This is a genomic window from Campylobacter sp. LR264d (assembly GCF_008633895.1).
Taxonomy (GTDB): domain Bacteria; phylum Campylobacterota; class Campylobacteria; order Campylobacterales; family Campylobacteraceae; genus Campylobacter_D.
On sequence record NZ_VJNT01000006.1, the window covers coordinates 1 to 26,244 of the forward strand.

Here is a 26,244-nt window from a genome sequence, read left to right on the forward strand (position 1 = left end):
AAGAAAAAATTCTAAATAATGGGCTTAAATGCCCATTATTCTATCTCATATTTTTTTAATCCTTTGCTAAAAATCTTTTTAAATTTGCGAATTTTAAAACTTAGTTTAAGGCTAAAATTTTTTTAAAAAATTTTACTAAATTTATTTTTAAAACCATACTTTTAAATAATTAAAATGTAACTTTTTGACACATTTTATAAAGAATTTTATTAAAAATGTGAGAATAGTTAACAAATTAATAATTTTACAAAACAAAGTTTGTAAAAAGTTGCCATTTTAAGCAACTTTTTACTTGCTTTCCTTATCTTTAAAAAGCTTATAAGCTAAGTGTGTTCCACGACTTTCATCAGCCTTTAAAGTCTTATAAATTTTGCTTATATAATCTTCTAAAATTTGTTGAGAGTCCATAGGCCTTTCATTTTCTCTAGGATTTATCTTATCATACTCGCCTTCTTTGTTAAGTTCATATGCTAAAACATTATCGCTAAGTTGCAAACGCAAAACCTGGGCTAATTTTGCCCTGCCCTTTTCATCAAAAATAGGAGTCATTAATTCAAGTCTTCTTTCCAAATTCCTAGGCATCCAATCCGCGCTTGATATAAAATAATTTGGACTGCTATGTTTAAAATAGAAAATTCTAGCATGTTCTAGGTATTTTCCTATAATACTTCTAACGCGTATATTGCGACTATAATCTTCATTTGGTTTTAAACAGCAAATTCCACGAATGATTAAATCAATTTGAACGCCATTATTTGAAGCCTCATAAAGTGCCTTAATCACATCAGAATCAACTAAAGAATTCATCTTAGCAACTATCACGCCTTCATTTCCCTTAGTAGTTTCAACCCTTATCATTTCAAGGATTTTAGCCTTTATTTGAGTAGGGCTCATAGAAAGACTTTGTAAGTATCTATCTTTATTAAAGCCTGAAAGTATATGGAAAAATGCTGTAGAATCCCTAGCAAAATCATCCCTTGTAGTAAAATAACTAACATCTGTGTATATTTTTGCCGTACTAGCATTATAATTTCCTGTGCTAAAATGCATGTAAAATTTTAATTTATCATTGTTTTTACGAATTATTTGAGTAACCTTAGCATGTACCTTAAAGCCAGTGATTCCATAAATTACATGAGCACCTGCATCTTCTAAAACCTTAGCCCAGTGTAGATTATTTTCTTCATCAAATCTAGCCTTTAACTCAACCATAACCGTTACTTGCTTACCTTCATTTGCCGCATCGATTAAGGCTTGTACTATGTTTGAATTTTTTTCAACCCTATAAAGTGTCATTCTAATAGAAATAACATCAGGGTCCTTACTAGCTTCTTTTATAAGCTTATAAACAGGGTCAAAGCTTTCAAATGGTTGTACTATAAGTATGTCTTCTTTATCCATAGTTTCAAAAATAGATAAATTCTCATCAAAGGGTGCTAGAGTTTTTGGAGTATAAAGTGAGCTTAAAAGGTGAGTAAAGGCCTTATTACCCACTATCTGCCATAAAGAAGGTAAATTTAGCAAACAAGAGTACTCATATACATCTTGGTGATAAATTTTAATGTGCATATTTAAAAAGTCAATTATTTGTTCGTCTGCATCTTTTTGAATTTGAAGTCTTACAAAAGCCCCTTTTCTACGAAGTTTTAAGCCTTGTTCTAAAATCATCATAAAATCATCTGCTTCTTCTTCTTCTATGATAATATCTGCGTTTCTTGTTACACGAAAGGCAGCTGATGCTAAAAGCGAATAACCCGGAAAAATATATTCTACATGTTCGTGCACTATGCTTTCAATAGGTACATAAACATTAGAGTCTACTTGATAAAATCTAGGTAAAATGCGTGGAATTCTAATAAGTCCAAATTTTATAAGTTCATTATGTGCCTTATCGCAAATTTTAACAGCTAATGAAAAAGATAGGTTATTTAAATGAGGAAAAGGATGGGTTGCATCAACTGCGATAGGAATGATAACAGGAAAGATATTTGAACGAAAATAATCATCGCATTTTGTTTTTAAATTTTCATCAAGTTGTTCGTAAGATTTAATAAATAAATTTTCCCTTGCAAGTTCAGTGATAATGTCTGAAAAATAGGTTTCTAAAAGCGTTTTTTCTTCGTGTAAATATTTGCGAATTTCTTGTAACTGCATTAAAGGAGTCATTTCATCACTGCTACTTATGATAACTCCTGCTGAGTAAAGTTGCTTTAAACCAGCCACTCTTATCATATAAAACTCATCTAAATTTGTGCAATAAATTGCTATAAATTTAAGCCTTTCTAGTGCTGGAAGTTGCCTTGTGCATTGATTTAAAACGCGTGAATTAAAGCGAAGCCATGAAAGTTCTCTATTAAAAAACATACTAGGATTTGTTTGCATAAGTTCTCCTAATTTATAAAATTTATTTTATTATATTGAAAATTTTATTATTTTTTTTTAAAAAAGTTTTTATTAACGAAAATTTATAAATTTTTTCTTGATTATTTTCGAAAATTAACAAAAATTTGGCAAATTTTGCTAAAAAATTAAATAATTAGTAAATTTAAGTAAAATATCGCCAGATAATATTTAACAGAGCGTAATTAAGATAAAAAATATCCTTAAAATTTCTTTAAATTTTATTTTGATAAAATCACTAAATCGCTATTTAAGTAGCCATAAGGAGGGTATTTTGGAAGAAAAATCAAGTTCTTCAGGTCTTTTTGGCATTTTTCTAATCTTACTTTTTGTCTTTTTTGCAATGGGTTTTTATACCTTTTATAAGGCAAAAGGCACTTCTTATTTTGGCAGTGCTAGTGAGTCCTGTAATAACTGTCATGTTATGAACCAAGTTTATAACGACTATTTATCAGGTCCACATTCAAAAAAAGTAGCTGGAGAGCCAAGGGCAAGCTGTATGGATTGCCATTTACCGCATGATTTTGTGAATAAATGGATAGCAAAGGCTGAAAGTGGTCTTAGACACGCCTATGCTTTTACTTTTGAGCTTGAAAATTTGCCTACGCATCTAAGTGCAAATGAAAAAAGTAAACATACGGTTCAAGATAACTGTATTCGTTGTCATGCTGATTATGCAGCAAATGCTATAAATGCGACTGCAAATTCACACGCTAATAACAGTTTAAGTTGTGTATCCTGTCACGCTAGTGTCGGACACGTACGTGGATTTTAAAATTTAAAAGGAGGTTTTCTCAAATGGGCAATAAAAAAGGTTTATACACTGGTATAATAATCTTACTCGTCTTAATAGGTGGTATTTGGTGGTTGAGTGGCAACATAGACCAAAGACAACAAGAAGGTGCAACTCAACTTGCTATTAAATCAATAGGTGCAGTAGAAATGACTGATGATAATCCTACTTTCGATGAATGGGGTAAGAATTTTCCTGATTATTTAGATATGTATTTAACTGTTGAAAAAGAAGAGCCTTTCGCTACTGAATTTGGTGGAAATTTAGCTTATTCTAAACTTATTCGTTATCCTCAACTTACCTTACTTTGGGCTGGATATCCATTTAGCCTTGATGCAAATGAAGAAAGAGGACACTTTTTTATACAAGCTGACCAAATGGATACAGCAAGAAACAATAAAGATTTCTTAAATGCACATGGCTTTAAAGCATTTGGTGGACAACCTACTGCCTGTATGAATTGCCATAGTGGTTGGACTCCTTGGTTAATTAAAAATGTAGCAAAGGGTGACTTTGTAGCATTTAATTCTACAAAATATTGGACTATGATTAAAAATGTACCTGCTGTAAATGGTGCAGCTGTTAATTCTCCTGAACATAATGGATTACATGGTGGTAGAAGAATGGGTGTAACTTGTGCAGATTGTCACAATCCTAACGATATGCAATTACGCGTTACAAGACCAGCACTTATCAATGCCCTTGTTAATTTTAGGGGTTATGAAGCTGACCCAGTATTAGGAGTAAAAGCAAGTAGGGAAGAAATGAGAACCCTAGTTTGTTCACAATGCCACGTTGAATACTACTTTAAACCAACAGGTACTAAAGTAAAAGTAATGGGTGAAAGCATAGCTAATGATAGCACTAAGAAATGGTATAATGGAACTCAAAAAACTTATGATGAAGTAGAATATTGGAGAGATGGTAATGAACCTACTGAAATAGAAGTTGCAGGGCTTGAATTGGTATTCCCTTGGAGTACTTGGAAAAAAGGTGAGCCATTTAGAATTGAAATGTTTGACGATCACTATGATAAAGTTAGAAATATATTTGATAAAGACTGGGTACATAAAATTACAAATGCTCCTATGATTAAAATTCAACACCCTGAAAGCGAACTTTTCAGTGGTGGTGTTCATGCGGCAAATGGTGTAAGTTGTGCTGATTGTCACATGCCTTATATTAGAAAGGGTTCTAAGAAAGTAACTCAACATAATATTACTTCACCTTTAAAAGAAATTAATGCAGCGTGCAAATCTTGCCATACTCAAAGTGAAAGTTACTTAAAGGCTCAAATTTCAGATATTCAAAACTCTATTAGCCATGATATGAGAACAGCTGAATATGCTATAGTAAGCTTGATTATGGATACTAAAAATTTGCGTGAAAGACTTAGTGCTATGGATAAATTTCAAACTGATGGTCAAGCTGATGTTAAAAAGATTAGTGCTGAGATTGCTGATGTGCTAGAACTTCAAAGAAAGGCATCAATTAGGGCTGATTTTGTGGGTGCTGAAAATTCAACAGGTTTCCATAATCCAAGAGAGGCTTCAAGAATGCTTTTACAAGCTGTTGATATGGCTAGAAGTGGTCAAACTAAACTTGTAGAAATAGCTGCTAAAAACGGCATTACAGACTTTACAACTTCTGATTTAGGTTTTGAAGATATTCAAAAATTCAATCCTGGCGACATTCGCTATAAGGTTGATTTAAATGGTCATAAAGCAGGTGATAGATACTATGAACATGAAAATATTAATGGTAACCCACCAGCTAAACTTTTAGAAGATGACAAAAATATCAAACCTTATACCTACACTTATGTAGATAAAAAATAATCTATGAGCCCTTCGGGGCTCTTTTATTTAAGCAAATTTAAGCACTTAAAATTTATAATTTATGTTTTTATTTATAGGAAAATGATGATTTTACAAGAAAATGCAAGTATTGATTTAAAAAATGTTGATTTAGTACTAAGTCTTGGAAATTCATGCAGAAGCGTACACCACATAAAAGAACATAATTTAAGATTATTTGCAACACCTCTTGATTGGGTGGGTAATTATGATTTAAAAACTGCATTTTATTGCTTTGAAACAAATTTTAAAAATTTTTTTATTGAGTGTGAAAAAATAGGAGAAGATGAAGAAAAACAATTAATTAGCGTTAGGGATAAAAATACTAATATGACCTCAAGGCACCATTTTTTATTAAATAAACCCCTAGAACTTCAAATACCAGAATTTAATCAAAAAATGCAAAAACGTTATAAAAGAATGCAAGAATATATCTTAAAGGCTAAAAAAATAGTGCTTGTAAATATGGGAAAGGATAGCCTTGAAGAAGTAGAGAATTTTTTAAGAAAAATTCATAATTTTTGGCAAAATGATAAAGAACTTTATTTTATAAAGATCATTCATAATGAAAAAATGCCACGAGATAGCATTTTAACTAAGCAGTATTTAATAGATAAGAATTTACACTTATTAACCTACGAGGGCAATGATACAAGCTTAGATGAGAGTTCAAAATATGCTTGGAGAGGTAATGAGATAATATGGAAACAAGCCTTAAAAAATATACAGCTTAAAAAGCAATTTAGCTTAAAATATTTATGTCAAAAAGGTCTTTATACGACACTAATGTTAATTAATTTAGTGCGTAAAAAGACTTATTAAAGCAATTATTTAATCTTCTTCGAAACTTTCTTCGTATTCTCTTTTAATCTCTTCATTTTCTTGGGCAATACTAGAAATTTCAGAATAAACAAAATGTTTATTAATAGGATTAAAGGTTCTTAATTCGCCACTATCACCATCGCCACCTCTAAAAGCAACTCCTATATTTAATACATAATGCTTAGGTCGCATAGCTATAACATAAAAATGTTGACTAAATTTATGTTTATGTTTTAAAAGATAGTTAGGCATCATCCCTACATTAAAATACTTTTCATAATATTTTTTTCTTTATCATTTAACCTTACAATCTTACTTATAACAGGATAAATAGTAAATTTTCTTTTATTTTTTTCATCTATGTAAGCCTTTAGGTTTTTAAGTTATTTGAATTCATGAAAAGTGCTAAATTTATTTTTATTTGTTTTTAAATGCAAACCTTTCTTGAAAAATCTAAACAAAATACTTCTAAGCTTAAAATCTTTTAATAGGTCACTATAATACCAAAATATTCCTTGCGAAGTATTTTAACTAATCGAAAATAACTTTGTATCTTTCTATCTTTCATAATATCACATATAGAAAGATATGTTAAAAGCCTACCATCAGCGTTCATGTAAACTCCTTTAATCTTGGTAAATAATTTTCATAACCCTTTGTAATTTTTCTAAAATTTCTTCTTTGCTAAGTTTATGATAATAATAAGGCTCATCTATAAAATCATTATTTTCTGCGAAAATATCGCTAATATAATTTATAACGCTAAATATTACTATATGAAAACAATCATGCCTAACGGCTTGACATTCAAAGCTAAGTTTTTCATCACTGCAAAGAATATAATCAGGCATTTCGTTATTAGCATAATCAAGATTAAAAAAGGAATAATAATATTGTTTGTAGTCTTGTTTTACTTTTGTGATCTTACAATTAAAGCCCTTTTCATCTAAAAAATTTTTCAATTTATTAAGTTCTTCTACTTCGTTAAAAACTTCTTTTTTAAGTTGATTTTGTTTAACATATAGTCTAAAAACAAGATCTCTAAGCTTAAAATCACTTATTAAATCAGCATAATAATCATCGTATTCTTCTTTTAATATTTCTAACAACTCAGAATAAGTTCTTATCCTTTTAACTTTAATTATTTTAACTATTTCAAAATAAATTTCAAATCTATAAACTTTTATTTTTTGTTTTTTATACTCTTTTTTATAATAATCTAGATTGTGTTCTTCGTACCCATACCCATTTATATCATCTATACTAGATTCGTACTCTTCATCAACAAAGTCGTTTTTGCGTTTATTCCTTATCATTTGTAATAATTCTTCATCACTCATATTTTCTATTTGATTTCTCATTTGTGCTAAACTTAGTTTATCTTCATTATCTAAGCGTTTAACATGACCTCGGCTTGTTTTATTAGTTCTTGTTCTTCTGCTAATTCTTTATTTGCTTGGTAAGATTTACCAGCTTTGTAAGGATTGTTTTCTAAGGCCTTTAAAAAATATTTTTATCTAGGTTTTGTGTTTTTGCTATATTTTCTACTATATATTTTAAGGTTTTTGTCCCATTATCGCTCATTGCTATATCATATCTTTTGCAAAGTTCTAACCACTCGCAAGGATTTTCAGTGGTATAAAATAGGCTTTCACTTATATTTCTATCAAGTACAAATTTTTTATTAGCATGAAATTTGCCATACGGTTTATCATCAGCTGGACCTAAATATAAATCAAAAAGTGAAATTAAGTCCTTATTATTCCAAATATATTTTTCATTTATGCCTTTTAATACCACTTTTACCCCCTTTGTATGTTAAAACTTATTTATTTTTGAGCCTTTTGATTATTTTTTTAATGATAAAAACATATGTTCTTTATCACCCATATAATTAGTACCTGTATTTATTGCAACATCATTAAATATTACAACTTTATCAGAATCTAGACCATATAATCTATAATGATAAGGGTTTAAAACTTGACATTTAAAATTAATTCTTTCTTTGCTTACAAGTATATAATTAGATATTGCATCATCATAAGATTTTTTATCTTTTTCGCTTATCTTTTTAAGTTTGCAACTATAACCTTTTTCTTCTAAAAAAATTTTTAATTTTTAAGCCTTTCTACTTCATTAGGTGAATTTGTAAGTTCTCTTACTACAAGGATCTCGTTATCCACGCTTACTTGTATGATTTCTCTTTTATATGCCCTATAAATAGTGCTTATAAGCTTAAAATCATTTGCCAAAGTATCATAATAAGACCGATGTTCTTTTTTTAAGATTGCTACTAATTTAGTAAAACTTGTTATTTGCTTAAACTCAATAATATTCATTATCTCAGCATATTTTTCAAATCTTTCTTCTTGTGTCATTGAATCTCCTTGGAATTTTATTAATACTAAAATTTTAAACCTAACTATAAAATAAAAAATGAAAAATCAAATAAAACTTTAAAACTAAAACAACTTAAATAAATTTTTAGCTCTTGTTTTATATTAAAAACATTTAAAAACCAATTAAAAATCATCATTTTTTACATTATATTTGAAAATTTTTAAATTTTTATATCTTTTATAAAGGTAAAAAAGGCTTAAAATAAGTATTAAAGCTTCTAAAATTTCAATTTTTTCATTTGCTAATATAATATGAAAGGAAGAAACCAACAAACAAATATAGCCAAGTTTTTGAATTTTTTGTAAGATTTTAAAATATTTAAAAGAGCTTAAAAACATTAAAAACATCATTACAAAGGCCACAAAACCACTAAATTCTAAGCCTTTTGAACTTATATCATTAAAAAATTTTACAAAGGATAAATTTTTAGAAAGTACAAAATATATCAAAAAATGAAAAAAAATAAACACAAAGCTATAAATTCCAAAAATTCTAACAAAGGCCCTTGAAATATTAAAATTTACTTTAATTTTTTTTGAAGAAATTAAGGCACAAATCAAGCTTAAATTTAAAAAAAATAAACTGCTAAAACCCGTGCTTTTATATAAGATTATGATTAAATCCGTGCTAAATAACACATTATAAACTATGCAAGAAAGGCTAATTAATATGCATAAGATAAATAAAAAATAAGCTATTTTCATAAAAACCTAAATATTTTTAAGTATATTTTCACAAACCATTCTTGGATTACTAGCCTCATAAATAGGACGTCCAACTACTATAAAATCACTTTTATTTTCCTTTGCCATTTGCAAATTTGCTACTCTTTTTTGATCGTTACTTTCTTCATTAAATGGTCTAATTCCAGGCGTTAGGGTGATAAAATTTTCATTTGTATGCTTTTTTATAAATAAGCTTTCAAATACCGAACAAACCATTCCATCAAGCTTATTTTCAAAGCTTATTTTTGCCAAATTTAAAACAGCTTCTTTAATATCTTGCTTATAAATGCTATAAAAATTTGTTTCATCAAAGCTAGTAAGGGCTGAAACGCCAAGTACTAAGGGGCGTTTTTTAAAAGTATTTAAGCGATTCATTACTTCTTGTATAGCCAAAGCCCCAGCACTTGCATGGATATTTATCATATCAATTTCAAAATTAGCACATTCCTGGCAAACATCAGCCATGGTATTTGGTATATCATAGAATTTTAAATCTAAAAAGATAGGAAAAGAATCTATTTTTTTAAGCTCATTTATAAAAGAAAAACCATCCCTTACAAAGGACCGAAGCCCAACTTTCAACCATATATCAAGCCCCTTTAATTGCTTAGTTAAATTTAAACACTTATCTTTACTAGCTAAATCCAGGGCAACGCAAAGTTTCATTTTGCAAGACTTTTTAAAGAATCTAAAACACCATTTACAAATTTTGGTGTACTATCATTTGCCATTTCCTTAGCTAATTCTATGGCCTCGTTTATAATCACAGCCCTAGAAGTTTGTGTATAAAACATTTCATAAGCACCAAGTCTTAAAATAGCCCTTTCAATATATCCAAGCTTAGACACTTCGTTTTCTTTTAATTGAGAATTTATAAGCTCGTCTAGTCTTTGCAAATTTGCACAAATGCCCTCATACAAAGCAAGGCTAAATTTTTTTTGCTCATTGCGAATTTTTTTTTCTTCTAAAAACTCAGCTATAAAATTCTCATTTTTTTCATTAAATTCAAGGGCGTACAACAATGAAATAATGCTTTGCCTTGCCTGATGCCTAGTTGCCATTTTATGCCTTTAAAACATCGTTTAATCTTAGCATTTCAATCAAGGTACACATTGCCTCAAAGCCTTTATTCCCAGCCTTAGAACCAGCCCTTTCTATGGCTTGTTCTATTGAGTCAGTTGTTAAAACTCCAAAGCTAACAGGTATATTATTAGCCAAACTAACACTTGCAATGCCCTTAGTAGTTTCTGCTGAAACATAATCAAAATGAGGAGTACTTCCTCTAATCACAGCACCCAGGCAACAAAGCCCGTCAAATTTTTTGCTTAAAATAGCTTGTTTTAAGGCAAAAGGTACCTCAAAGGCACCGGGTACCAAAATAAGACTTAAATTTTTTTCACTTCCTCCATGTCTTAAAAAGGCATCCTTTGCACCCTCAACTAAGCGGTCGGTTATGATATGATTAAACCTTGCGTTTATAATAGCTATTTTTTCCTTGCCATTTAAATTTAACTTGCCTTCTAAAATAGTCATTTATTATCCTTTTATTAAAATTAGGTATTTTAACATAAAAATATTAAAATCATTGAAGATAAGCATATAAAGCATTGCTACAATTTTTTGCATTAATACTATAAACATTTTTTCTAATATTAGTTTTAAGTTTATTAAAAATTTCAACCATAAAATCTGCTTCTTTTTCGTTAAAGCCATTATCCCTTTGCTTGTTTAATTTTGCATATAATTTATCTGTGTAAATACCAGCTTTTTTAAGGCACCATTTTAATTTTTGCTCCCTTTTATATATATTATCTAATATCAAATTTCTTTATATCCATTATTTTTTAATAAATTTTATTCTTCATTTTTTGTATTTTTACACCCTATTAATAAAAGCAAACTAAAAAGTAAAAGCTTATTTTTCATTTTTAAACTTCTTAAAAAATTATTAATTTAATCTTTGAACTAACCCTTTCTTCAATATCCATTTTTATAAGTTTTTTAAGCTCATTTTCATCGACATTTAAATTATTCATTTTTAAATGCCAAGCTGCATTTTCAATAGCTTCTTCTTTACTTCTTTTTACAAGGCGAATTTCATCAAAAATTATTTTTTCAAAGGCTATATTATTAGCATTTAAAAATTTTTCTAAATTGTCATTTCCTAATTTTTTACCTTTAGTGTTAAAATGCTTATAAATGGATTCTAAAAAATCACTTCTTCTAAAACTATCCCAGCCTATATAAATTTTAATATCCCCAAAGGATACAAAATACTCAAAGGCCTTTTCATTATCTAGTGCAGGTGACATACTTATAAAGGCTATATCAAAATGCAAATTTTTATTTTTTTTACAAAAGCTTTCAAAGTCTAAATTTATAGTATTTATATTATTTAATTTTAAATTTTTAGCATCTTTGTTTAAAAACTCAAGCATATTTTTTGAACTATCAAGTGCGATAATATTTTTTGCAAATTTGGCTAAATGTAGGGTCCAAATGCCCGTACCACAGCCTATATCAAGTATGTTTTTATTAACAAAGCTTATATTAAATTCCTTAAATTTCTTAAAACTTTGTTCTTGTATATAGGTTAATTTTTCGTTAAATCTTGCATAAGTTTTAGCCTTTTCATCCCATAAATTCATTGTTTATCTTGTATGCAATGGTTAAAAATAAATTTTTGTTCATCAGGTATTGCATCAAAAATTGCTAGGGCTAATTTTCTTATCTCCCAAAGGGCAGCCTTTGAACTTCTCAAACTTAGAAAATTTTGCAAGGCCCTAGCATTAACGCTCCAAGTAAGTTCAGTTTTATAGCTTTCAGGTAAGCAGTATTTTGCTAAGTCAAGCGAGATACTTTCTTGTAAGATTAAACGCAAATTTTCTAAGGATAAAATACTTGCATTATCTACTTTTTCATTACCACACAACACCAAATAACGACTGGCGTTTTCAAAATCTCCTATTTTAAACTCAGCTTCGTTTCTTAATTCTTTTAAGGTATAACGAGTACTTTTTACACTTAAACTTGCAATCCTATGCCTTGCAAGTTCTTGCAAACAAGCCCTTGAAATGCCTTGAATATAAAAATTATAACTTAAATGTTCAAGCGTTGAGGCATGTTTAAATTTATTACCGACCCTATCTATTAATTCTTTATCTTTTTCGCCTCCACAATCACCCTTTTCAAAACTTTGCCAACAAGTCCTAGTAGCGTGAGAACACACAAAAAGTGGGGTATGAAAAAGTAAACTAACTTGCATAAATATCCTTTGAAAAAATTTCGTAATTTTTACATACTTTTACTTTAAAAAACTTTATTTAATTAAGCAAAGATTAATATTTTTTGGTTAGAATTTTGCCTAAATTTAAGAAAAGGAGATAAAAAATGTTTTATATTGCAAACTTCTTTTCTAATGCTTCTTTTATGATGCACGCCTTGCGTGCTTGATTTTTTAAACTCATTTACTTATTTTAGCTAAATTTTTTTAGTTTTTTAAATTTAAAATTTCACAAAAAAGGAAATATTATGGCAGATTACTCACAAAGTACGCTAGCACTTCACGCAGCTTATAAATTTGACACACAAAGGACGATTAGCGTTCCGATTTATCAAAGCACAGCTTATAGCTTTGAAGACTTAGCACAAGCAGAAGCTCGTTTTAGCTTAAAAGAAATGGGTAATACTTACTCAAGGATTAAAAATCCAACGGTGGCTATCTTACAGCAAAGATTAGCAGAGGTTGAAGGTGGAATTTTTGGAGTTTGTACTGCAAGTGGCATGGCAGCAGTTTTTTATGCTTTGTTAAATTGTGCTCAAATTGGAGACACTATACTTTATTCAAATAAAATTTATGGAGGCACACAAACCTTATTAGCCCATACTTTTCCAAAACGTTTTGGCATTAAAACAAAGGAATTTGACATAGATGATTTAAATAGCCTAGAAAATTTAATTGATGATAGCACAAAGGCAATTTTCTTTGAAAGCTTGTCAAATCCACAAATTGCTATAGCAGATACAGAAAAAATCACTCAAATTGCTAAAAAATATGGGATTATAAGCATTTGTGATAATACAGTCGCTACACCATTTTTGCATAAGGCCTTTGATTTTGGAGTAGATATAGTAGTTCATAGTTTAAGCAAATATATAAACGGCCAAGGAAATACCTTAGGAGGTGCTATTATTGAAAGAAAGGGTTTAAATCCTTTGATTAAAAATAACCCTCGCTACAAGCCCTTTAATATACCTGATGAAAGCTATCATGGGCTTGTTTATGCTAGTGTTGATGAACAAAATTTACCAATTTATTCTTTTCGCATATTAGCAGAATGGCTTAAAAATATAGGGGCTACCATGAGTGCTACTAGTGCTTGGCAACTTTTGCAAGGGCTTGAAACTTTGTCTTTAAGGATACAAAAACATAGTCAAAATGCCCTAGAAATAGCCAAATTTTTACAAAATCATCCAAATGTTAAAGAAGTTAACTACCCAGGTCTTGCAAATAATCCTTACAATGCCTTGCTTAAAAAGTATTTTATAAACGAACAAGCTAGTGGGCTTTTAAGCTTTGAGGCAAGGGATTATGAACATGCAAAATCAATTTGCAATAAAACAAAAATCTTTAAAATTGTTGCAAATTTAGGCGATTCAAAATCCTTAATAATCCACCCAGCAAGTACAACTCACTCACAGCTTAGCCAAGAAGAATTAAAAAACGCCCAAATTTCGCCTTCAACAATTCGTCTTAGTATAGGTCTTGAAGATGCAAAGGATTTAATTGCTGATTTAGACCAAGCAATAAGGGCTTAAAATGCCCTTAGTAATTCCTAGGGATATGCCAGCCTTTGAAGTACTTAATAAAAGTGCTTTTGTTATGGATACGCAAAGGGCAAACACACAAGATATTAGAACGCTTGAAATTTTGATTTTAAATTTAATGCCTACAAAGATAGAAACAGAAAATCAACTTCTATCTTTACTGGCAAATTCGCCCTTGCAATTAAATATTAGCTTTATTTGTACTAAAAGCTATGTAGGAAAAAATACCCCTCTTTGGCATTTAGAAAAATTTTATCAAGGCATTGAAGCAGTAAAGGGAAAGAAATTTGACGGGGCCATTGTTACAGGTGCGCCCGTTGAACAGCTTGAATTTGAGAATGTAAAATACTGGCAAGAATTAAAAGAAATTTTTGATTTTTTACGCATAAATGTGACAAGTACCATGTATATTTGCTGGGGTGCTATGGGGGCTTTGTATCATTTTTATGGCATTAAAAAGCAAAATTTATCTAAAAAATGCTTTGGTGTATTCTTACACGATGTAGCAAATAAGGATTTAATCTTAACAAATTTGGATGAAAAAATTCTTATGCCTCATTCTAGAAATAGTCACATAGATGAAAATGAACTAAGCAAAATTAAGGATTTAAAAATTCTACTTAAAAATGATGAAGCCGGTGTGGCAATGCTTAGGGATAAAAAGGATATTTATATTTTAGGGCATTTAGAATATTTTAAAAAGACCTTAGAATTAGAATATGAAAGGGATAACAAAACACAAATTCCAAAAAATTATTATGATGAAAACGGCGAAATTCTTTATAATTGGCGTTCAAATGCAAATACTATCTTTTTAAACTGGCTAAATTATGATGTTTATCAAAGTACGCCTTATGTATTGTAAAGGAGTTTAACTCCTTTATTTTATAAAATAATTCCCATCAAAGCTTACTAAAGAATACGCCCTTTCATTGCCTATGCTTTGTTTTAAATCTTCAATACTTAAAAAGCTCAAACTATCAGCCCCTACATATTCTAGAACCTCTTTGACATTTTTATTTGCTGAAATTAACTCATCAAAGGTAGGCGTATCAATGCCATAAAGGTCTGGGAATTTTATCTCAGGACAGGCTATTGCTAAATGAATTTTTCTAGCCCCTGCTACACGAAGCAAGGATATTACTTTTTTTGAGGTAGTTCCTCTTACCACACTATCATCAATTACTGCTATATCTTTATTTTTAAGCACCTTTGACATAGGATTTAATTTTAATTTTACCTTTAAATTTCTAAGTGCTTGGGTTGGTTCTATGAAGGTTCTGCCTACATAGTGATTTCTAACAATTGCCATTTCAAGAGGTATATTTAAACTTTGAGAAAAGCCTATGGCTGCACTTACTCCACTATCAGGCACTGGTACTACAAAATCAATTTTTTCTTTGAAATTCTTAGCTAAATTTGCACCCATTTTTTTACGAATTTCATATACACTTTTGCCCTCTACTATGCTATCAGGTCTTGCAAAATAAATATACTCAAAGGCACAAATTCTAGGTTCTTCTTTAAAAAGTTGTATGCTTTCAAATTCATCTTGTCCTTCAGTAAAAATTAGCATTTCACCTGCTTTAATATCTCTTATAAAATCAGCTTCTATTAAATCAAAGGCACAACTTTCACTAGCTACTATGTAACCTCCATCTTTTAAACGACCTAAGCTAAGAGGTCTAACGCCAAATTTATCACGTACTACAAAAAGATTATTTGCACTAGCTAAGACAAAACAATAAGCCCCTACGCAATAATTTAAACTTTCTATAAATTTTTCTTTTAAGCTTGATTTTTTGCTTTTTGCTATTAAATGAACTACATTTTCAGTATCCATATTTGTACGAAAAATAGCACCTTCATCTATCAATTTAAAACGAATCTCGTCCTTATTTACTAAATTTCCATTATGGGCTAGGGCTATATCGCCTATATTACAACTTACTGCTATAGGCTGGGCATCGTTTAGGCTTGAATTTCCAGCCGTTGAATATCGATTATGACCTATGGCAATATTGCCACTTAAGTTTTTTAAATTATTTTCATTAAAAATTTGACTTACCTCTCCCTTAGCCTTTATAGTATGGATATTTTTACCATTGCTAACGCTAATTCCACTTGCTTCTTGTCCCCTGTGCTGCATAGCAAAAAGTGCATAATATGCGTAAGTACTTGCATTTTTAGAATTAATCACACCAACAACCGCACACATTTAAATTCCTAATAAATCATTAATGCCATAAAATCCACTTTTTTGACTAACAAGCCATTTAGCAGCACTGATAGCACCTTTTGCAAAGGTAGCACGAGAAGTAGCCGTGTGGCTTAATTCTAAAAATTCTCCATCCTCATAAAAGCCAATTCTATGAACTCCTACTATATCGCCACCTCTTAAACTCATAACAGCTATTTCATCCTTGTTTCTAGGTCCTATTAAGCCATCTCTGCCACTGATTCTAACCTTATCAAGACTTAATTTTCTAGCATTTGCAACATTTTCAGCTAAGGTCATAGCCGTGCCACTTGGGGCATCTTTTTTATGGCGATGATGCATTTCTATGATTTCTATATCAAAATTATTAAGCATAGTAGCAGCAAGTTTTGAAAGGTGATTTAAAACAGCTACGCCAAGAGACATATTTGTAGCATAAAAAATAGGCATAACCTCACTTGCTAGATGTAAAAGTTGCTTTGTTTTTTCATCAAGTCCGGTGGTGCCTATAACTAGTGGTTTTGGATAGGTACGTGCAAAATTTAAAAGTGAAGTTGTACCATTTGGTGAAGAAAAATCAATAATGGTATCACTTTCTTTAAATAAACTTTCTAAATCATCATTCATATCAAAGCCAAAGCTAAATTTAGCCTCTTTATCATCTTCTAAACACAATTTTATTTGCTTACCCATTCTGCCTTTAGCACCATAAATTCCTATCTTAATCATCATAAGCCTTAAAAGTAAAATTGTAAGATTTTATCATTTGCTTAATTAAAATTTCATAAGATAAAAATTTAAATTTATACTAGATAATAATTTTTATTAAGTACTATTAAGAAATTTTTCTATATCATAATGAAAAAATTTCAATAAAAGGATAAATAATGTTAGATTTAGCAATCATAGGTGGAGGTCCTGCTGGACTTAGTGCTGGACTTTATGCTACAAGAGGTGGGCTTAAAAATGTCGTTATGTTTGAAAAGGGAATGCCAGGAGGTCAAATTACTTCAAGTTCTGAGATAGAAAATTATCCAGGGGTAGCACAAGTAATGGATGGAATTTCTTTTATGGCTCCATGGAGCGAACAATGTATGCGTTTTGGTTTAAAGCACGAAATGGTAGGGGTTGAAAAGGTTATTAAAAATAGTGATAATAGTTTTACTATTAAAATTGAAGGCGGAAAAGAAGCACAAGCAAAGGCTGTTATAGTTTGTACAGGTTCTCAGCCACGTCGTGCTGGTTTTAAGGGCGAGGATGAATTTTTTGGCAAAGGCGTAAGTACTTGTGCAACTTGCGATGGCTTTTTTTATAAAAATAAAGAAGTAGCCCTTTTAGGAGGTGGTGATACTGCACTTGAAGAAGCACAATATCTTGCAAATATTTGTTCTAAGGTATATGTAATCCATAGAAGAGATGAATTTAGGGCAGCACCAAGCACAGTTGAAAAGGCTAAGAAAAATGAAAAGATTGAATTTATAACAAGTGCTGTTATTGACGAGGTATATGGTGATAACAGTGGGGTTTGTGGCGTTAAGGTAAAATTAAAAGATGGCAGTATTAGAGATTTAAAAGTACCTGGAATTTTTACCTTTGTAGGACTTGATGTTCGAAATGAAATTTTAAAACAAGATGATGAAAAATTCTTATGTGCTATGGAAAATACAGGTCAAGTTAGCGTTGATTTAAAAATGCAAACTAATGTGCCTGGTCTTTTTGCAGCAGGAGATTTAAGGAAAGACGCTCCAAAACAAGTAATTTGTGCAGCAGGAGATGGTGCCATTGCAGCATTAAGTGCTATGGCTTATATAGAAAGTTTACATTAATTTAAGGCTAGTTTTCTAGCCTTTTTGTTATAATTGTCTTTAAAATAAAGGGGTAATTATGCAAGTTTATATCATTCATGGCTTTGAGTCTAATCCTAAAAGAAACTGGTTTCCTTGGCTACAAGAAAACTTAATTTTAAATAATATCAATGCTTTTACACCAACTTTGCCAAATTCTAGTACTCCTAATGTTGATGAATGGCTAGAAACTTTAAGCAAAGAATGTAAAAATATAGATGAAAATACCTATTTTGTAGCACATAGCCTAGGTTGTCTTATTACTTTGCTTTTTTTGCAAAAGATAAATAAAAAAATCGGTGGCATTATCTTAGTTTCTGGTTTTTCAAAGCTTGTAAATCACTTGCCCTTATTAGAAAATTTTACAAAAACAAGCCTTGATTATGAAAATTTAATAAAGCTTAGTCCAAAAAGACTTATAATAGCTGCAAGGGATGATTATATAATACCTCTTAATTTAACCCATAATTTAGCTAAAAATTTAAGGGCTAGTTATGTTGAGTTTGAAAAAGGTGGACATTTTATGCAAGAAGATGGCTTTACTAAAATGCCATTAATTTTAAATACGCTTTTGTATTTTAATAAATTCTAAAAAAGATAAATATTTTTTCTTATTTATTATAAATTTTATGATAGGATTTTAAGATAAATTTTTAAAAAGGAGAAAAAATGTTTGAATTAAGAACACTTCCCTATGATACAGGTTCTTTTGTAGGTTTTTTAAGTGCTGAAACTTTTTCTTATCATCATGGAAAACACCATCAAACCTATGTTAATAATCTTAACAATCTCATTAGTGGCAATGAGTTTGAAAATAAGGACTTAGTAAGCATTATTAAGGGTTCAAGTGGTGGAATTTTCAATAACGCAGCTCAAGTTTATAATCATGATTTTTATTTTGACTGTATTCAACCTATCTGTAAACAGCCTTTTGAGGATATAAGAGATGATTTAAAACTTGCCATTGAAAAAGATTTTGGCAGTTTGGATAATTTTAAAACTGAGTTTATAAAAGGGGCTACTGGCGTATTTGGTTCTGGTTGGTTTTGGTTAGTTTATAATACAAAGACAAAAAAATTAGAATTAGTAGGCACCTCAAATGCAGCCACTCCAATAGTTGATGATAAAATTCCACTTCTTGTTGTAGATGTTTGGGAACATGCTTATTATGTTGACCATCGCAATGCCCGTCCTGCATACTTAGAAAAGTTTTTTGGACATATTAACTGGGTTTTTGTATCTGTTAGCTATGAGTGGGCATTAAAAGAAGGTATGAATTCAGTTAGCTTTTATGCTAATAAACTTCACCCAATCAATTAAATTTTTAAGCCTTCGGGCTTAAAAATTAATTTCTTCTTCTAAATTCCTCATAATCAAATTTTCTTATCATTTTAAGTTCATTTTTTGCGTTTAAAAACATTAAGTTTGGCAATCTCACGCCATTAAAGGTAGTATTTTTTACAATGCTATAATGAATTTGGTCTAAAAAAATGATTTTATCACCCCTTTTTAATGGCTTTTTAAAGGCGTACTCTCCCATAATATCACCAGCCAAGCAAGTATTTCCACCTAGCAAATAAGCAAATTCGCCCTTTTTAAGCTTTGAAATTTTTTCATTATTCCTAGTTTTAAGTATCCTAGCATTTGCTACTTCGCTAGTATAAGGCATTATGATAGTATCTGGCATATGGGCTTCGCTTGAAGTATCTAGTATGGCTATGTTTTTTTCATTTTTTACTATGTCAATTACACTTGCTACTAAAACCCCTGTTTGCCAGCCTATAGCCTCGCCTGGTTCTAAATAAATTTGAGTTCCAAATTTATCGCTAAATTTTTTACATAAATTAATTAATTTTTTTATATCATAACTCTTTTTTGTGATATGATGACCCCCTCCAAAATTTACCCATTTTACATGCTTTAAAAATGGCTTAAATTTCTTTTCAAAGGCTTTTAAAACAAGTTCTAAGGAGTTAGCACTTTCTTCGCAAAGTGCGTGAAAATGTAGCCCATTGATTTCGCTTAAATCAGCATTTTTTAAATCCTTTGCTAGTATCCCAAGCCTTGAAAATCTACCACAAGGATTATAAATTTCTTTTGGGGCCACTGAAAATTCTACATTGCAACGAAGTCCTATTTGTTTATTTGCCTTTTTTACTTTATCCTTATAAAGTTCAAATTGATTTAAAGAATTAAAAACTATATGATTAGACAAAGCTATAATCTCATCTATCTCATCATCCTTAAAGGCAGGGGAGAAGGTGTGAATTTCTTTATCCATAAATTCTTTTGCAAATTTCGCCTCCCAAAGCCCACTACAAGTAGCTCCGTGTAGATATTCTCCAACTATTTTTAAAGATTTACTAAATGCAAAACCCTTCAAGGCTAAAAGTATTTTTGCCCCACTTTTTTCACTGATACTAGCTAGAAGTTCGCAATTTTTTCTAAGAAGATTTTCTTCTAAAACATAGGCTGGGGTTGAAATTTTACTTGCATACTCAAACATTTTATTCCTAAACTTATGAATTTATAAAGAAAAATAATAGTAAAATTAAAGGAAATTTTAGCTTAAATAAGAGGAAGATAACATGATAGAAATTGAATTTTTAGGTCCTATAAAAAAAGATAAAATCAAAATCAAGGCCTCTTCTTTAAAAGAGGTAAAAGAAATTTTAAAGCAAGATGAAAGCCTTAAAGAATGGCTTAGCCTTTGTGCAGTGTCTTTAAATGATGAACTTATTTTTGATGAAAATCAAAGTTTAAAACCAGGTGATAGATTAGCCCTTTTACCACCAGTTTGTGGAGGTTAAAATGTTTGAGTTATATAAGGGAGCACTTGATATAACAAAAATTTATGCAAAATGGTATGAATTTGCACTTGATAAAAATCATGGGGCTTTGGTTACCTTTTGTGGCATTGTAAGGGATGAAAATGACATTAGTGGTCTTAGTTTTGATATTTATGAACCCTTGCTTAATGCTTGGTTTAAAAAATGGTGTGATAAAGTGCAAAAGGATAATGTTTATTTAATGTTTGCCCATTCCATAGGCGAAGTTAAAATTCATCAAAGTTCTTATTTTGCAGGAATTTTAAGCAAACAAAGAAAATTAGGACTTGCTTTGATAAATGATTTTGTAGAAGATTTTAAAAAAAGTGCACCCATTTGGAAATACGATATAAAAAATAATGAATTAATTTACGCAAAAGAACGTTCAAAGCCCTTAAAAGGAGCAGGAATTTTAAGTTAAAGGAGAGTTTATGTTAAGTTATGAAGAAGCTTTAAAGATTTTACATACTCATATTAAGCCTTATGAAAGGGTTGAAAAAATAATTTTAACTGAGTGTTTGGGGCGAATTTTAGCTGTTGATATAGTGGCTAAGGATAATTATCCTAAGCATTTAACCGCCTCAATGGATGGTTATGCAGTGAAATTTAGCGAACAAAATAATACTTTAAAGGTACTAGGAATTACAAAAGCAGGGAGCATGCCTGAGTTTAAATTAAATACTAATGAATGTGTTAAAACCTTTACAGGTTCTTTAATGTGTGAGGGTAGTGATACCTTAGTACCCGTTGAAAATGTGGAGTTAAATGGAAATTTATTAAAGATTAAAGAGGTGGTTAAGGAAGGCTTTGCAGTAAGAAAGATAGCTGAAAGTTATAAAGGTGGTGAGATTTTACTTAAAAAAGGAACTAAGCTTGATTATAGTGAGTTAGGGCTTTTGGCTGAACTTGGAATAATCCATGTTAGTGTTTTTGTAAAACCTATAATTGGCATTTTAAGTAGTGGAGATGAGTTAAAAGACCTTGGAGAATGCGTAGAAAATGAAGCTCAGCTTCGTTCTTCAAATCATATAGCACTGGCAAATTTAGCTAAAAAATTATCTTGTCAAGCTAGAATTTATGAGCTTTTAAAGGACGATAAAAATTTGGTTAAAGATGCTATTTTAAACGCTTTGCAAAGTTGCGATATTTTAATTACCACAGGCGGCGTTTCTATGGGGGATTTTGATTTTTTAAAAGAATTTATGCAAGAATATAACCCGATTATTAATAAGGTTAGCATAAAGCCTGGCCGTCACATTAAAATAGCTAAGATAAATGAAAAATTTATTATTGCCTTGCCTGGTTTTCCATATTCTTCTATGGTTATGTTTAATCTTTTCGTGCGTGAAATTTTAAATGTGTGGTTCTTGCAAAAAAAGGATTATTTTTTCAAGGCATTTTTAAGGGGTAAATATAAGAAAAAGTCTAAATATTTAGAATTTGTAGCCGTTAATCTTAACTTTGAAGATGGAAAAATTTATGTAAATTTAAAGGATAAAAAAGAAGGTTCAAGTGCGATTTTAAACAATCTTAACAATAAGGCTGCATTAATGTGCATAAGTAAGGAATTTACTAGTGATAATGAGTTAGTAGATATAGTGCTAATGCCTTAATTATCTAAGCTTTTTTAGCCTTGTTAAAGAAAGTTTAAAAATGCGTGAGGGTTTTGTTTCAAAAAAAATTTCTCCTACAATCTTATCTGCCACACTTTTTGCCCATTCTTCATTAAATTTTTGATTGTGTTTATTAGCTGAGCTTGAAAACATGGGGCCGTGTTCTTTTAAAAATAAAGAATGCTTACAATCTTTCACAACGCGAATTGCTCTTTTATTTGGATAAATAAAGCTTGTTTTTCTAGCCTTTCTTATAAGATTTTTAAAATTATGTGGCACTCTTGTAAAATTTTGTAGTTCCTTAAAACTTGCCAAGCTAAGTACGCAAGGGGTATTTAAGGGTCTTTGTTTTAATTTATTTAATGTGCTTTCATCCTTGCTTAAAAAGCCTATTGTAGTATCAGTTTGTACTAAGAAAATTTTATTTTTCATACTCATAACGCAAAGAATCAATGGATTTTAAGGCATCATTTCTTAACACATAAAAAAAATTCCAACCATTATGATTTTTTTTATTTAAGTGTTTTGCTGCCATTTTGTGAATGCTTAAAAGTTCTTTTTTATCTCTTACTTTATTATCTTGTTTTAAGGTGCAAATAAAATTTTTATTTTTATCATAAAATTTTTCATTATCTTTTAAAAGACCGACCTTTTTTAAGCTTTCTAAACTAATGCGAGGAGGCTTGATTTCTAATTTTGCTTGGGTTAGTTCATTTGAAATAGTTTTAATGTTTTTTATACGAATTTTTGCAGAATCGATATAAATTTTATTTTCTTCAATGCCTAAAAAATGACGTCCTAAACGCCTAGCTACTGCCCCTGTGGTGCCTGTTCCAAAAAATGGGTCAAGGATTAAATCCTTTTCTTTAGAACTAGAAAGAATGATTTTTTCAAGTAAAAGTTCAGGCTTTTGCGTAGAATGTAACTTTTTATTATTTTTATCCTTTAATCTTTCATTGCCCGTACAAAGTGCTAAATTCCATACGCTTTTTTCTTGTTTGTTATTGTTTAAAAATTTCATAGTTTTATAATTAAAGGTATATTTTGAATTTTTATTTTTAGCACACCAAATAAGGCTTTCATGGCTATTGCAAAATCTAGTACCCTTAAAATTTGGCACAGGATTAGTCTTTGCCCAAATGATATCATTTAAGACCCAAAAGCTCAAATTTTGCATAATGTAACCTATTCTAAAAATATTTTGAAAGGACCCAATTACCCAAATACTGCCATTATCTTTTAAAATTCTTTTACATTCTTTAAGCCAGTTATGACAAAATTTATCATAGGCCTCAAAGCTTTCAAATTTATCCCATTTATCATCTACTCCATTAAATTTTTCCCCATTAACCCTTAAAAGTTCGTTTTGTGTTTGCATAAAATAAGGAGGGTCTGCAAAGATTAAATCAACGCTTTTACTAGGTAAATCCTTTAAAATTTGCACGCAATCGCCTTGCAAAATAATATCTTTTTTCATTTGAGTCCTTGTGAAATTTTAATTTTTATTTATAATTTTAAATTTTTTACTATTTTTTAGAAAAATACTATTATAATTTAAAATATCATTAAAACCAAATTCCCAAATCAAAAATTCATTATCTCTTTTTTCAAAAAATAGTGCAATAACTTCTTTTTGAGTGTGAATTTGCCATTGACGCATAGGATAATATAGTTGTCGAATGATAACATTTTTGGTATTTTTATTTTTGGCTTCTACTAGGACAATTTTATCTCTTCCTTCAAATCCGCTATCAACTTCTGTTTGCACAGATTTTACATTGATATTTTGATATAAATTTGTATTAAAGCTAAATTGTGGTGTATATTTGCGCCCGCGAATGCTTAAAACTAAGCTTTCATCATTTAAAAAGGTTCTAATAAGACTTGAGGCATATGCAAAATCTAAATGTTGCATTTCAGAATCCCCAATACTAGAGCTTTTTAATTCAAAATCAAGTTTGCTAGCATAATGAATGGAATTTGTCGTGATATTAGGAGTATCAATATATCCTTCACCTTTACAAATCACATATCCTCCGTTTTTTATAGGCAAAATAAAAAGTTCATTTTCTATAAAAATTTCAGGTCTTTCTTCCCTACTATCTTGTTTGCATAAAATACGAACTTCCTTTTGTGAGGTTTTATTAAAATCTTTTACACATTTTTTTATAGATTGGGCATTAATAAAAAATGGTTTGTTATCAAAATTATGTTTTGTTATTTGCAATTTATCAAATATAGTTTTCCAACTTTCATTATTCTTACTCATAATTCCCCTTAATTAAAAGTTCTACAATCTCTCCTCTTTTATCACTTTTGCAGTTTATCGCCCTTTTTGCTTTTATTTCTATGATTTTAAAATCTTTGTAAAGTTTCCTTATAAAAGCTGTATTAGAATTACTTTGCAATACCTTTATGCCCTTAGAATCTAAGGTTTTAAAGTGCTTAAAAAGTCTTATTTGCTCATTTTCTAAAAAATTATCAGTATAGCTTACAAAACTCGAAGTTTTATTTAATGGGGCATAAGGAGGATCAAAATATATAAAATCGCCTTTTTTTGCTTTTTGAGTGGATTTTTCAAAATCATCATTGGTGATAAAGGTATTTTTCAAGGCATTATGAGCATTTAAAATCAAGCTTTCATCATAGATTTTAGGGTTTTTATAACTTCCAAGTGGGGTATTAAATTCGCTCCTTAAGTTATAACGACACAGACCATTAAAACAAGTTTTATTCAAATACATAAATCTAGCTGCCCTAAGATAAAGTGATAGAATCTCAAATGCTTTTTTATCTCTATCAAGATTGCGAATCTTATAAAAATGCTCTTTGTTATGATTATTTGCAAACTTTTTAAGCTCATTTAAAAACTCTTTTGGATTCTCTCTAATCACCTTATAAACATTCATTAATTCATTATTCTTATCATTTAAATATACATATTTAGATTCCAAAATTCCTTGATTTTTAAGATAAAAAAATAGGGCAGCCCCACCTAAAAAGGGCTCAAAATAATTATTAAATTTTTTCGGCACAAAGGGCAAAATAAATTCTAAAATATTTCTTTTACCTCCAGCCCATTTTAAAAATGGCTTACTTTCTAAATTTGCTTTACAAGCCATTTTCAAATAAGGTACCACCATTTTGAACATTATCTAATAAAAAATTTTTAGCTACATTTAAATCAAAACCACTTGCTAAAAACATTTTTTTATTATTTTCAAGTAAAAACTTAGCTGCCTTTAATTTAGTGACAATCCCTCCGGTTCCATACTCGCTACCCGTTTTAACCTCTACATCAAGCCACTCATCATTGATTTTATCAAGCTTAGAAATAAGTTTTGCGTCCTTAAATTCAGCAGGATTTTTATCATAAAAACCATCAATATCGCTTAAAATTATAAGCATACTAGCATCAAAAAAATAGGTAGTATAAGCTGATAAACTATCATTATCGCCAAAGACAATCTCGCCAGTATCAACCGTATCATTTTCGTTTATAATAGGCAAAATGCCAAGTTTTAGCATCTCATCAATGGTATTTTTAGCTAACCTAGTAGCCTTTCTTGAGTCAAAATTCTTAGCAGTTAGTAGAATTTGAGCACCTATTTTATTAAATTTGGCTAAGAATTTATTATAAATGCCTATTAAAATAGGCTGTCCAATGGCGGCTAATACCTGTTTATTGACAAGGCTTTTTCTATCTAAATTTATCTTAGTTTGACCCGTGGAAATGGCAGCTGAGCTTACCAATATAACCTCGTATTTTTGCATTAAAGATACTAAAAATTTAACTAAATTTTCAACCCTTTCTTCGCTAATTGAATTTTTTTCACTGATAATATGAGAGCCCACTTTAACAACAATTCTTTGCATAAAAAACCTTAAAAAAATTTATAGAAGTATGGCAAATTT

Annotated in this window: 32 protein-coding genes; 11 read left to right on the forward strand and 21 right to left on the reverse strand. The window is 29.8% G+C overall.

Features of this window, described 5'->3' with window-relative positions; all coding sequences use genetic code 11:
• Positions 1-288 precede the first annotated feature (288 nt).
• Complete coding sequence (locus FMM56_RS01085; RefSeq protein ID WP_150139567.1) at positions 289-2,382, reverse strand: RNA degradosome polyphosphate kinase; 2,094 nt, start codon at positions 2,380-2,382, stop codon at positions 289-291.
• A gap of 292 nt (positions 2,383-2,674) precedes the next feature.
• On the opposite strand from FMM56_RS01085, the gene nrfH reads away from it, so the two are divergent.
• From nrfH to FMM56_RS01100, 3 genes are all read left to right on the forward strand, one after another.
• Entirely contained in the window at positions 2,675-3,175 is a 501-nt protein-coding gene (gene nrfH / locus FMM56_RS01090) for a cytochrome c nitrite reductase small subunit (RefSeq protein ID WP_150139568.1), read from the forward strand.
• Between the two features lie 23 nt (positions 3,176-3,198).
• On the forward strand, positions 3,199-5,031 hold the full coding sequence (locus tag FMM56_RS01095; RefSeq protein WP_150139570.1) for an ammonia-forming cytochrome c nitrite reductase subunit c552: 1,833 nt from the start codon (positions 3,199-3,201) through the stop codon (positions 5,029-5,031).
• 81 nt (positions 5,032-5,112) lie between these two features.
• Positions 5,113-5,871 carry a DUF1796 family putative cysteine peptidase gene (locus FMM56_RS01100; RefSeq protein WP_190319001.1) on the forward strand — a complete coding sequence of 253 codons (759 nt, stop codon included), beginning with the start codon at positions 5,113-5,115 and terminating at the stop codon, positions 5,869-5,871.
• A gap of 9 nt (positions 5,872-5,880) precedes the next feature.
• Here FMM56_RS01100 and FMM56_RS01105 read toward each other — a convergent pair whose 3' ends face one another.
• From FMM56_RS01105 to thyX, 12 genes are all read right to left on the reverse strand, one after another.
• Positions 5,881-6,126, reverse strand: coding sequence for a hypothetical protein (locus FMM56_RS01105; protein ID WP_150151498.1), 246 nt, complete (start codon positions 6,124-6,126; stop codon positions 5,881-5,883).
• A 229-nt stretch (positions 6,127-6,355) separates the two neighbouring features.
• On the reverse strand, positions 6,356-6,487 hold the full coding sequence (locus tag FMM56_RS09120) for a hypothetical protein (RefSeq protein WP_263312598.1): 132 nt from the start codon (positions 6,485-6,487) through the stop codon (positions 6,356-6,358).
• 10 nt (positions 6,488-6,497) lie between these two features.
• A complete protein-coding gene (locus tag FMM56_RS01110; protein ID WP_150207525.1) occupies positions 6,498-7,232 on the reverse strand; it encodes a hypothetical protein in 735 nt (244 codons plus the stop codon).
• Between the two features lie 139 nt (positions 7,233-7,371).
• On the reverse strand, positions 7,372-7,671 hold the full coding sequence (locus tag FMM56_RS01115) for a hypothetical protein (RefSeq protein ID WP_150139577.1): 300 nt from the start codon (positions 7,669-7,671) through the stop codon (positions 7,372-7,374).
• A gap of 314 nt (positions 7,672-7,985) precedes the next feature.
• Positions 7,986-8,252 (reverse strand): hypothetical protein, encoded by a 267-nt coding sequence (locus FMM56_RS01120; RefSeq protein WP_150139579.1) that lies wholly within the window; start codon positions 8,250-8,252, stop codon positions 7,986-7,988.
• 144 nt (positions 8,253-8,396) lie between these two features.
• Entirely contained in the window at positions 8,397-8,978 is a 582-nt protein-coding gene (locus FMM56_RS01125; protein WP_150139581.1) for a ferric reductase-like transmembrane domain-containing protein, read from the reverse strand.
• Between the two features lie 6 nt (positions 8,979-8,984).
• Positions 8,985-9,665 carry an orotidine-5'-phosphate decarboxylase gene (gene pyrF / locus FMM56_RS01130; RefSeq protein ID WP_150139583.1) on the reverse strand — a complete coding sequence of 227 codons (681 nt, stop codon included), beginning with the start codon at positions 9,663-9,665 and terminating at the stop codon, positions 8,985-8,987.
• Positions 9,662-10,060 carry a transcription antitermination factor NusB gene (gene nusB, locus FMM56_RS01135; RefSeq protein WP_150139585.1) on the reverse strand — a complete coding sequence of 133 codons (399 nt, stop codon included), beginning with the start codon at positions 10,058-10,060 and terminating at the stop codon, positions 9,662-9,664. Before nusB ends, pyrF begins: the two co-directional genes overlap by 4 nt.
• A 1-nt stretch (position 10,061) precedes the next feature.
• Positions 10,062-10,532 carry a 6,7-dimethyl-8-ribityllumazine synthase gene (ribH, locus tag FMM56_RS01140; protein WP_150139587.1) on the reverse strand — a complete coding sequence of 157 codons (471 nt, stop codon included), beginning with the start codon at positions 10,530-10,532 and terminating at the stop codon, positions 10,062-10,064.
• Between the two features lie 49 nt (positions 10,533-10,581).
• On the reverse strand, positions 10,582-10,821 hold the full coding sequence (locus FMM56_RS01145) for a hypothetical protein (RefSeq protein ID WP_150139589.1): 240 nt from the start codon (positions 10,819-10,821) through the stop codon (positions 10,582-10,584).
• Positions 10,822-10,936: 115 nt separating this feature from the next.
• Entirely contained in the window at positions 10,937-11,647 is a 711-nt protein-coding gene (locus FMM56_RS01150; RefSeq protein ID WP_150139591.1) for a class I SAM-dependent methyltransferase, read from the reverse strand.
• On the reverse strand, positions 11,644-12,264 hold the full coding sequence (gene thyX, locus FMM56_RS01155) for an FAD-dependent thymidylate synthase (RefSeq protein WP_150139593.1): 621 nt from the start codon (positions 12,262-12,264) through the stop codon (positions 11,644-11,646). Before thyX ends, FMM56_RS01150 begins: the two co-directional genes overlap by 4 nt.
• A 266-nt stretch (positions 12,265-12,530) precedes the next feature.
• Between thyX and FMM56_RS01160 the strand changes: the two genes are divergently transcribed.
• Together FMM56_RS01160 and FMM56_RS01165 are read left to right on the forward strand one after the other, a co-directional pair.
• A complete protein-coding gene (locus FMM56_RS01160; protein ID WP_150207527.1) occupies positions 12,531-13,817 on the forward strand; it encodes an O-acetylhomoserine aminocarboxypropyltransferase/cysteine synthase family protein in 1,287 nt (428 codons plus the stop codon).
• A gap of 1 nt (position 13,818) precedes the next feature.
• Positions 13,819-14,691, forward strand: coding sequence for a homoserine O-succinyltransferase (locus FMM56_RS01165; RefSeq protein ID WP_150139597.1), 873 nt, complete (start codon positions 13,819-13,821; stop codon positions 14,689-14,691).
• Between the two features lie 15 nt (positions 14,692-14,706).
• Here FMM56_RS01165 and purF read toward each other — a convergent pair whose 3' ends face one another.
• Complete coding sequence (gene purF, locus FMM56_RS01170) at positions 14,707-16,044, reverse strand: amidophosphoribosyltransferase (protein WP_150207529.1); 1,338 nt, start codon at positions 16,042-16,044, stop codon at positions 14,707-14,709.
• Positions 16,045-16,773, reverse strand: a complete 729-nt coding sequence (dapB, locus tag FMM56_RS01175; RefSeq protein WP_150139600.1) for a 4-hydroxy-tetrahydrodipicolinate reductase — start codon at positions 16,771-16,773, stop codon at positions 16,045-16,047.
• A 158-nt stretch (positions 16,774-16,931) separates the two neighbouring features.
• Here dapB and trxB point away from each other — a divergent pair, with 158 nt between their 5' ends.
• From trxB to sodB, 3 genes are all read left to right on the forward strand, one after another.
• Positions 16,932-17,870, forward strand: coding sequence for a thioredoxin-disulfide reductase (gene trxB, locus FMM56_RS01180; RefSeq protein ID WP_150151506.1), 939 nt, complete (start codon positions 16,932-16,934; stop codon positions 17,868-17,870).
• A gap of 58 nt (positions 17,871-17,928) precedes the next feature.
• The gene (locus tag FMM56_RS01185) at positions 17,929-18,480 is read left to right on the forward strand and encodes an RBBP9/YdeN family alpha/beta hydrolase (protein WP_150139604.1); all 552 of its coding nucleotides are present in this window, start codon (positions 17,929-17,931) and stop codon (positions 18,478-18,480) included.
• Between the two features lie 77 nt (positions 18,481-18,557).
• Positions 18,558-19,208: a superoxide dismutase [Fe] gene (gene sodB / locus FMM56_RS01190; protein ID WP_150139605.1), complete on the forward strand. Its 651-nt coding sequence runs from the start codon at positions 18,558-18,560 to the stop codon at positions 19,206-19,208.
• A 25-nt stretch (positions 19,209-19,233) separates the two neighbouring features.
• Here the strand turns inward: sodB and nspC are convergent, their stop codons facing one another.
• Entirely contained in the window at positions 19,234-20,394 is a 1,161-nt protein-coding gene (gene nspC, locus FMM56_RS01195) for a carboxynorspermidine decarboxylase (protein ID WP_150139607.1), read from the reverse strand.
• An 82-nt stretch (positions 20,395-20,476) separates the two neighbouring features.
• Between nspC and FMM56_RS01200 the strand changes: the two genes are divergently transcribed.
• The 3 genes from FMM56_RS01200 to FMM56_RS01210 are packed head-to-tail and all read left to right on the forward strand — an operon-like array spanning position 20,477 to position 22,329.
• Positions 20,477-20,698, forward strand: a complete 222-nt coding sequence (locus FMM56_RS01200; protein ID WP_150139609.1) for a MoaD/ThiS family protein — start codon at positions 20,477-20,479, stop codon at positions 20,696-20,698.
• Position 20,699: 1 nt separating this feature from the next.
• On the forward strand, positions 20,700-21,137 hold the full coding sequence (locus FMM56_RS01205) for a molybdopterin synthase catalytic subunit (RefSeq protein WP_150139611.1): 438 nt from the start codon (positions 20,700-20,702) through the stop codon (positions 21,135-21,137).
• Between the two features lie 10 nt (positions 21,138-21,147).
• A complete protein-coding gene (locus FMM56_RS01210) occupies positions 21,148-22,329 on the forward strand; it encodes a molybdopterin molybdotransferase MoeA (protein WP_150207531.1) in 1,182 nt (393 codons plus the stop codon).
• Here FMM56_RS01210 and FMM56_RS01215 read toward each other — a convergent pair whose 3' ends face one another.
• From FMM56_RS01215 to proB, 5 genes are read right to left on the reverse strand one after another with little or no spacing between them, the layout of a single operon-like run.
• On the reverse strand, positions 22,330-22,761 hold the full coding sequence (locus tag FMM56_RS01215) for a Sua5 YciO YrdC YwlC family protein (protein ID WP_150207533.1): 432 nt from the start codon (positions 22,759-22,761) through the stop codon (positions 22,330-22,332).
• Positions 22,751-23,806, reverse strand: a complete 1,056-nt coding sequence (locus FMM56_RS01220) for a DNA-methyltransferase (protein ID WP_150207535.1) — start codon at positions 23,804-23,806, stop codon at positions 22,751-22,753. The genes FMM56_RS01215 and FMM56_RS01220 overlap by 11 nt, the downstream gene beginning before the upstream one ends.
• Before the next feature lie 18 nt (positions 23,807-23,824).
• Positions 23,825-24,598, reverse strand: a complete 774-nt coding sequence (locus FMM56_RS01225) for a type II restriction enzyme (protein WP_150207537.1) — start codon at positions 24,596-24,598, stop codon at positions 23,825-23,827.
• The gene (locus FMM56_RS01230; RefSeq protein WP_150207539.1) at positions 24,591-25,451 is read right to left on the reverse strand and encodes a DNA adenine methylase; all 861 of its coding nucleotides are present in this window, start codon (positions 25,449-25,451) and stop codon (positions 24,591-24,593) included. The genes FMM56_RS01225 and FMM56_RS01230 overlap by 8 nt, the downstream gene beginning before the upstream one ends.
• Positions 25,441-26,205: a glutamate 5-kinase gene (proB, locus tag FMM56_RS01235; protein WP_150139621.1), complete on the reverse strand. Its 765-nt coding sequence runs from the start codon at positions 26,203-26,205 to the stop codon at positions 25,441-25,443. The genes FMM56_RS01230 and proB overlap by 11 nt, the downstream gene beginning before the upstream one ends.
• Positions 26,206-26,244: the final 39 nt, after the last annotated feature.

Excerpts from the sequence above, each read along its gene's own strand:
- purF (WP_150207529.1), bottom strand. The coding sequence starts at position 16,044 with ATGTGTGCGGTTGTTGGTGTGATTAATTCTAAAAATGCAAGTACTTAC.
- FMM56_RS01210 (WP_150207531.1), top strand. The coding sequence starts at position 21,148 with ATGTTAAGTTATGAAGAAGCTTTAAAGATTTTACATACTCATATTAAG.
- FMM56_RS01150 (WP_150139591.1), bottom strand. The coding sequence starts at position 11,647 with ATGAATTTATGGGATGAAAAGGCTAAAACTTATGCAAGATTTAACGAA.
- FMM56_RS01165 (WP_150139597.1), top strand. The coding sequence starts at position 13,819 with ATGCCCTTAGTAATTCCTAGGGATATGCCAGCCTTTGAAGTACTTAAT.
- FMM56_RS09120 (WP_263312598.1), bottom strand. The coding sequence starts at position 6,487 with ATGAACGCTGATGGTAGGCTTTTAACATATCTTTCTATATGTGATATT.
- proB (WP_150139621.1), bottom strand. The coding sequence starts at position 26,205 with ATGCAAAGAATTGTTGTTAAAGTGGGCTCTCATATTATCAGTGAAAAA.
- pyrF (WP_150139583.1), bottom strand. The coding sequence starts at position 9,665 with ATGAAACTTTGCGTTGCCCTGGATTTAGCTAGTAAAGATAAGTGTTTA.
- FMM56_RS01110 (WP_150207525.1), bottom strand. The coding sequence starts at position 7,232 with ATGAGAAATCAAATAGAAAATATGAGTGATGAAGAATTATTACAAATG.
- FMM56_RS01185 (WP_150139604.1), top strand. The coding sequence starts at position 17,929 with ATGCAAGTTTATATCATTCATGGCTTTGAGTCTAATCCTAAAAGAAAC.
- FMM56_RS01105 (WP_150151498.1), bottom strand. The coding sequence starts at position 6,126 with ATGATGCCTAACTATCTTTTAAAACATAAACATAAATTTAGTCAACAT.
- FMM56_RS01120 (WP_150139579.1), bottom strand. The coding sequence starts at position 8,252 with ATGACACAAGAAGAAAGATTTGAAAAATATGCTGAGATAATGAATATT.
- FMM56_RS01160 (WP_150207527.1), top strand. The coding sequence starts at position 12,531 with ATGGCAGATTACTCACAAAGTACGCTAGCACTTCACGCAGCTTATAAA.
- FMM56_RS01200 (WP_150139609.1), top strand. The coding sequence starts at position 20,477 with ATGATAGAAATTGAATTTTTAGGTCCTATAAAAAAAGATAAAATCAAA.
- FMM56_RS01125 (WP_150139581.1), bottom strand. The coding sequence starts at position 8,978 with ATGAAAATAGCTTATTTTTTATTTATCTTATGCATATTAATTAGCCTT.
- FMM56_RS01085 (WP_150139567.1), bottom strand. The coding sequence starts at position 2,382 with ATGCAAACAAATCCTAGTATGTTTTTTAATAGAGAACTTTCATGGCTT.
- trxB (WP_150151506.1), top strand. The coding sequence starts at position 16,932 with ATGTTAGATTTAGCAATCATAGGTGGAGGTCCTGCTGGACTTAGTGCT.
- thyX (WP_150139593.1), bottom strand. The coding sequence starts at position 12,264 with ATGCAAGTTAGTTTACTTTTTCATACCCCACTTTTTGTGTGTTCTCAC.
- nusB (WP_150139585.1), bottom strand. The coding sequence starts at position 10,060 with ATGGCAACTAGGCATCAGGCAAGGCAAAGCATTATTTCATTGTTGTAC.
- ribH (WP_150139587.1), bottom strand. The coding sequence starts at position 10,532 with ATGACTATTTTAGAAGGCAAGTTAAATTTAAATGGCAAGGAAAAAATA.
- sodB (WP_150139605.1), top strand. The coding sequence starts at position 18,558 with ATGTTTGAATTAAGAACACTTCCCTATGATACAGGTTCTTTTGTAGGT.
- FMM56_RS01215 (WP_150207533.1), bottom strand. The coding sequence starts at position 22,761 with ATGAAAAATAAAATTTTCTTAGTACAAACTGATACTACAATAGGCTTT.
- nspC (WP_150139607.1), bottom strand. The coding sequence starts at position 20,394 with ATGTTTGAGTATGCAAGTAAAATTTCAACCCCAGCCTATGTTTTAGAA.
- FMM56_RS01205 (WP_150139611.1), top strand. The coding sequence starts at position 20,700 with ATGTTTGAGTTATATAAGGGAGCACTTGATATAACAAAAATTTATGCA.
- FMM56_RS01095 (WP_150139570.1), top strand. The coding sequence starts at position 3,199 with ATGGGCAATAAAAAAGGTTTATACACTGGTATAATAATCTTACTCGTC.
- FMM56_RS01230 (WP_150207539.1), bottom strand. The coding sequence starts at position 25,451 with ATGGCTTGTAAAGCAAATTTAGAAAGTAAGCCATTTTTAAAATGGGCT.
- FMM56_RS01220 (WP_150207535.1), bottom strand. The coding sequence starts at position 23,806 with ATGAAAAAAGATATTATTTTGCAAGGCGATTGCGTGCAAATTTTAAAG.
- dapB (WP_150139600.1), bottom strand. The coding sequence starts at position 16,773 with ATGATTAAGATAGGAATTTATGGTGCTAAAGGCAGAATGGGTAAGCAA.
- FMM56_RS01225 (WP_150207537.1), bottom strand. The coding sequence starts at position 24,598 with ATGAGTAAGAATAATGAAAGTTGGAAAACTATATTTGATAAATTGCAA.
- FMM56_RS01100 (WP_190319001.1), top strand. The coding sequence starts at position 5,113 with ATGATGATTTTACAAGAAAATGCAAGTATTGATTTAAAAAATGTTGAT.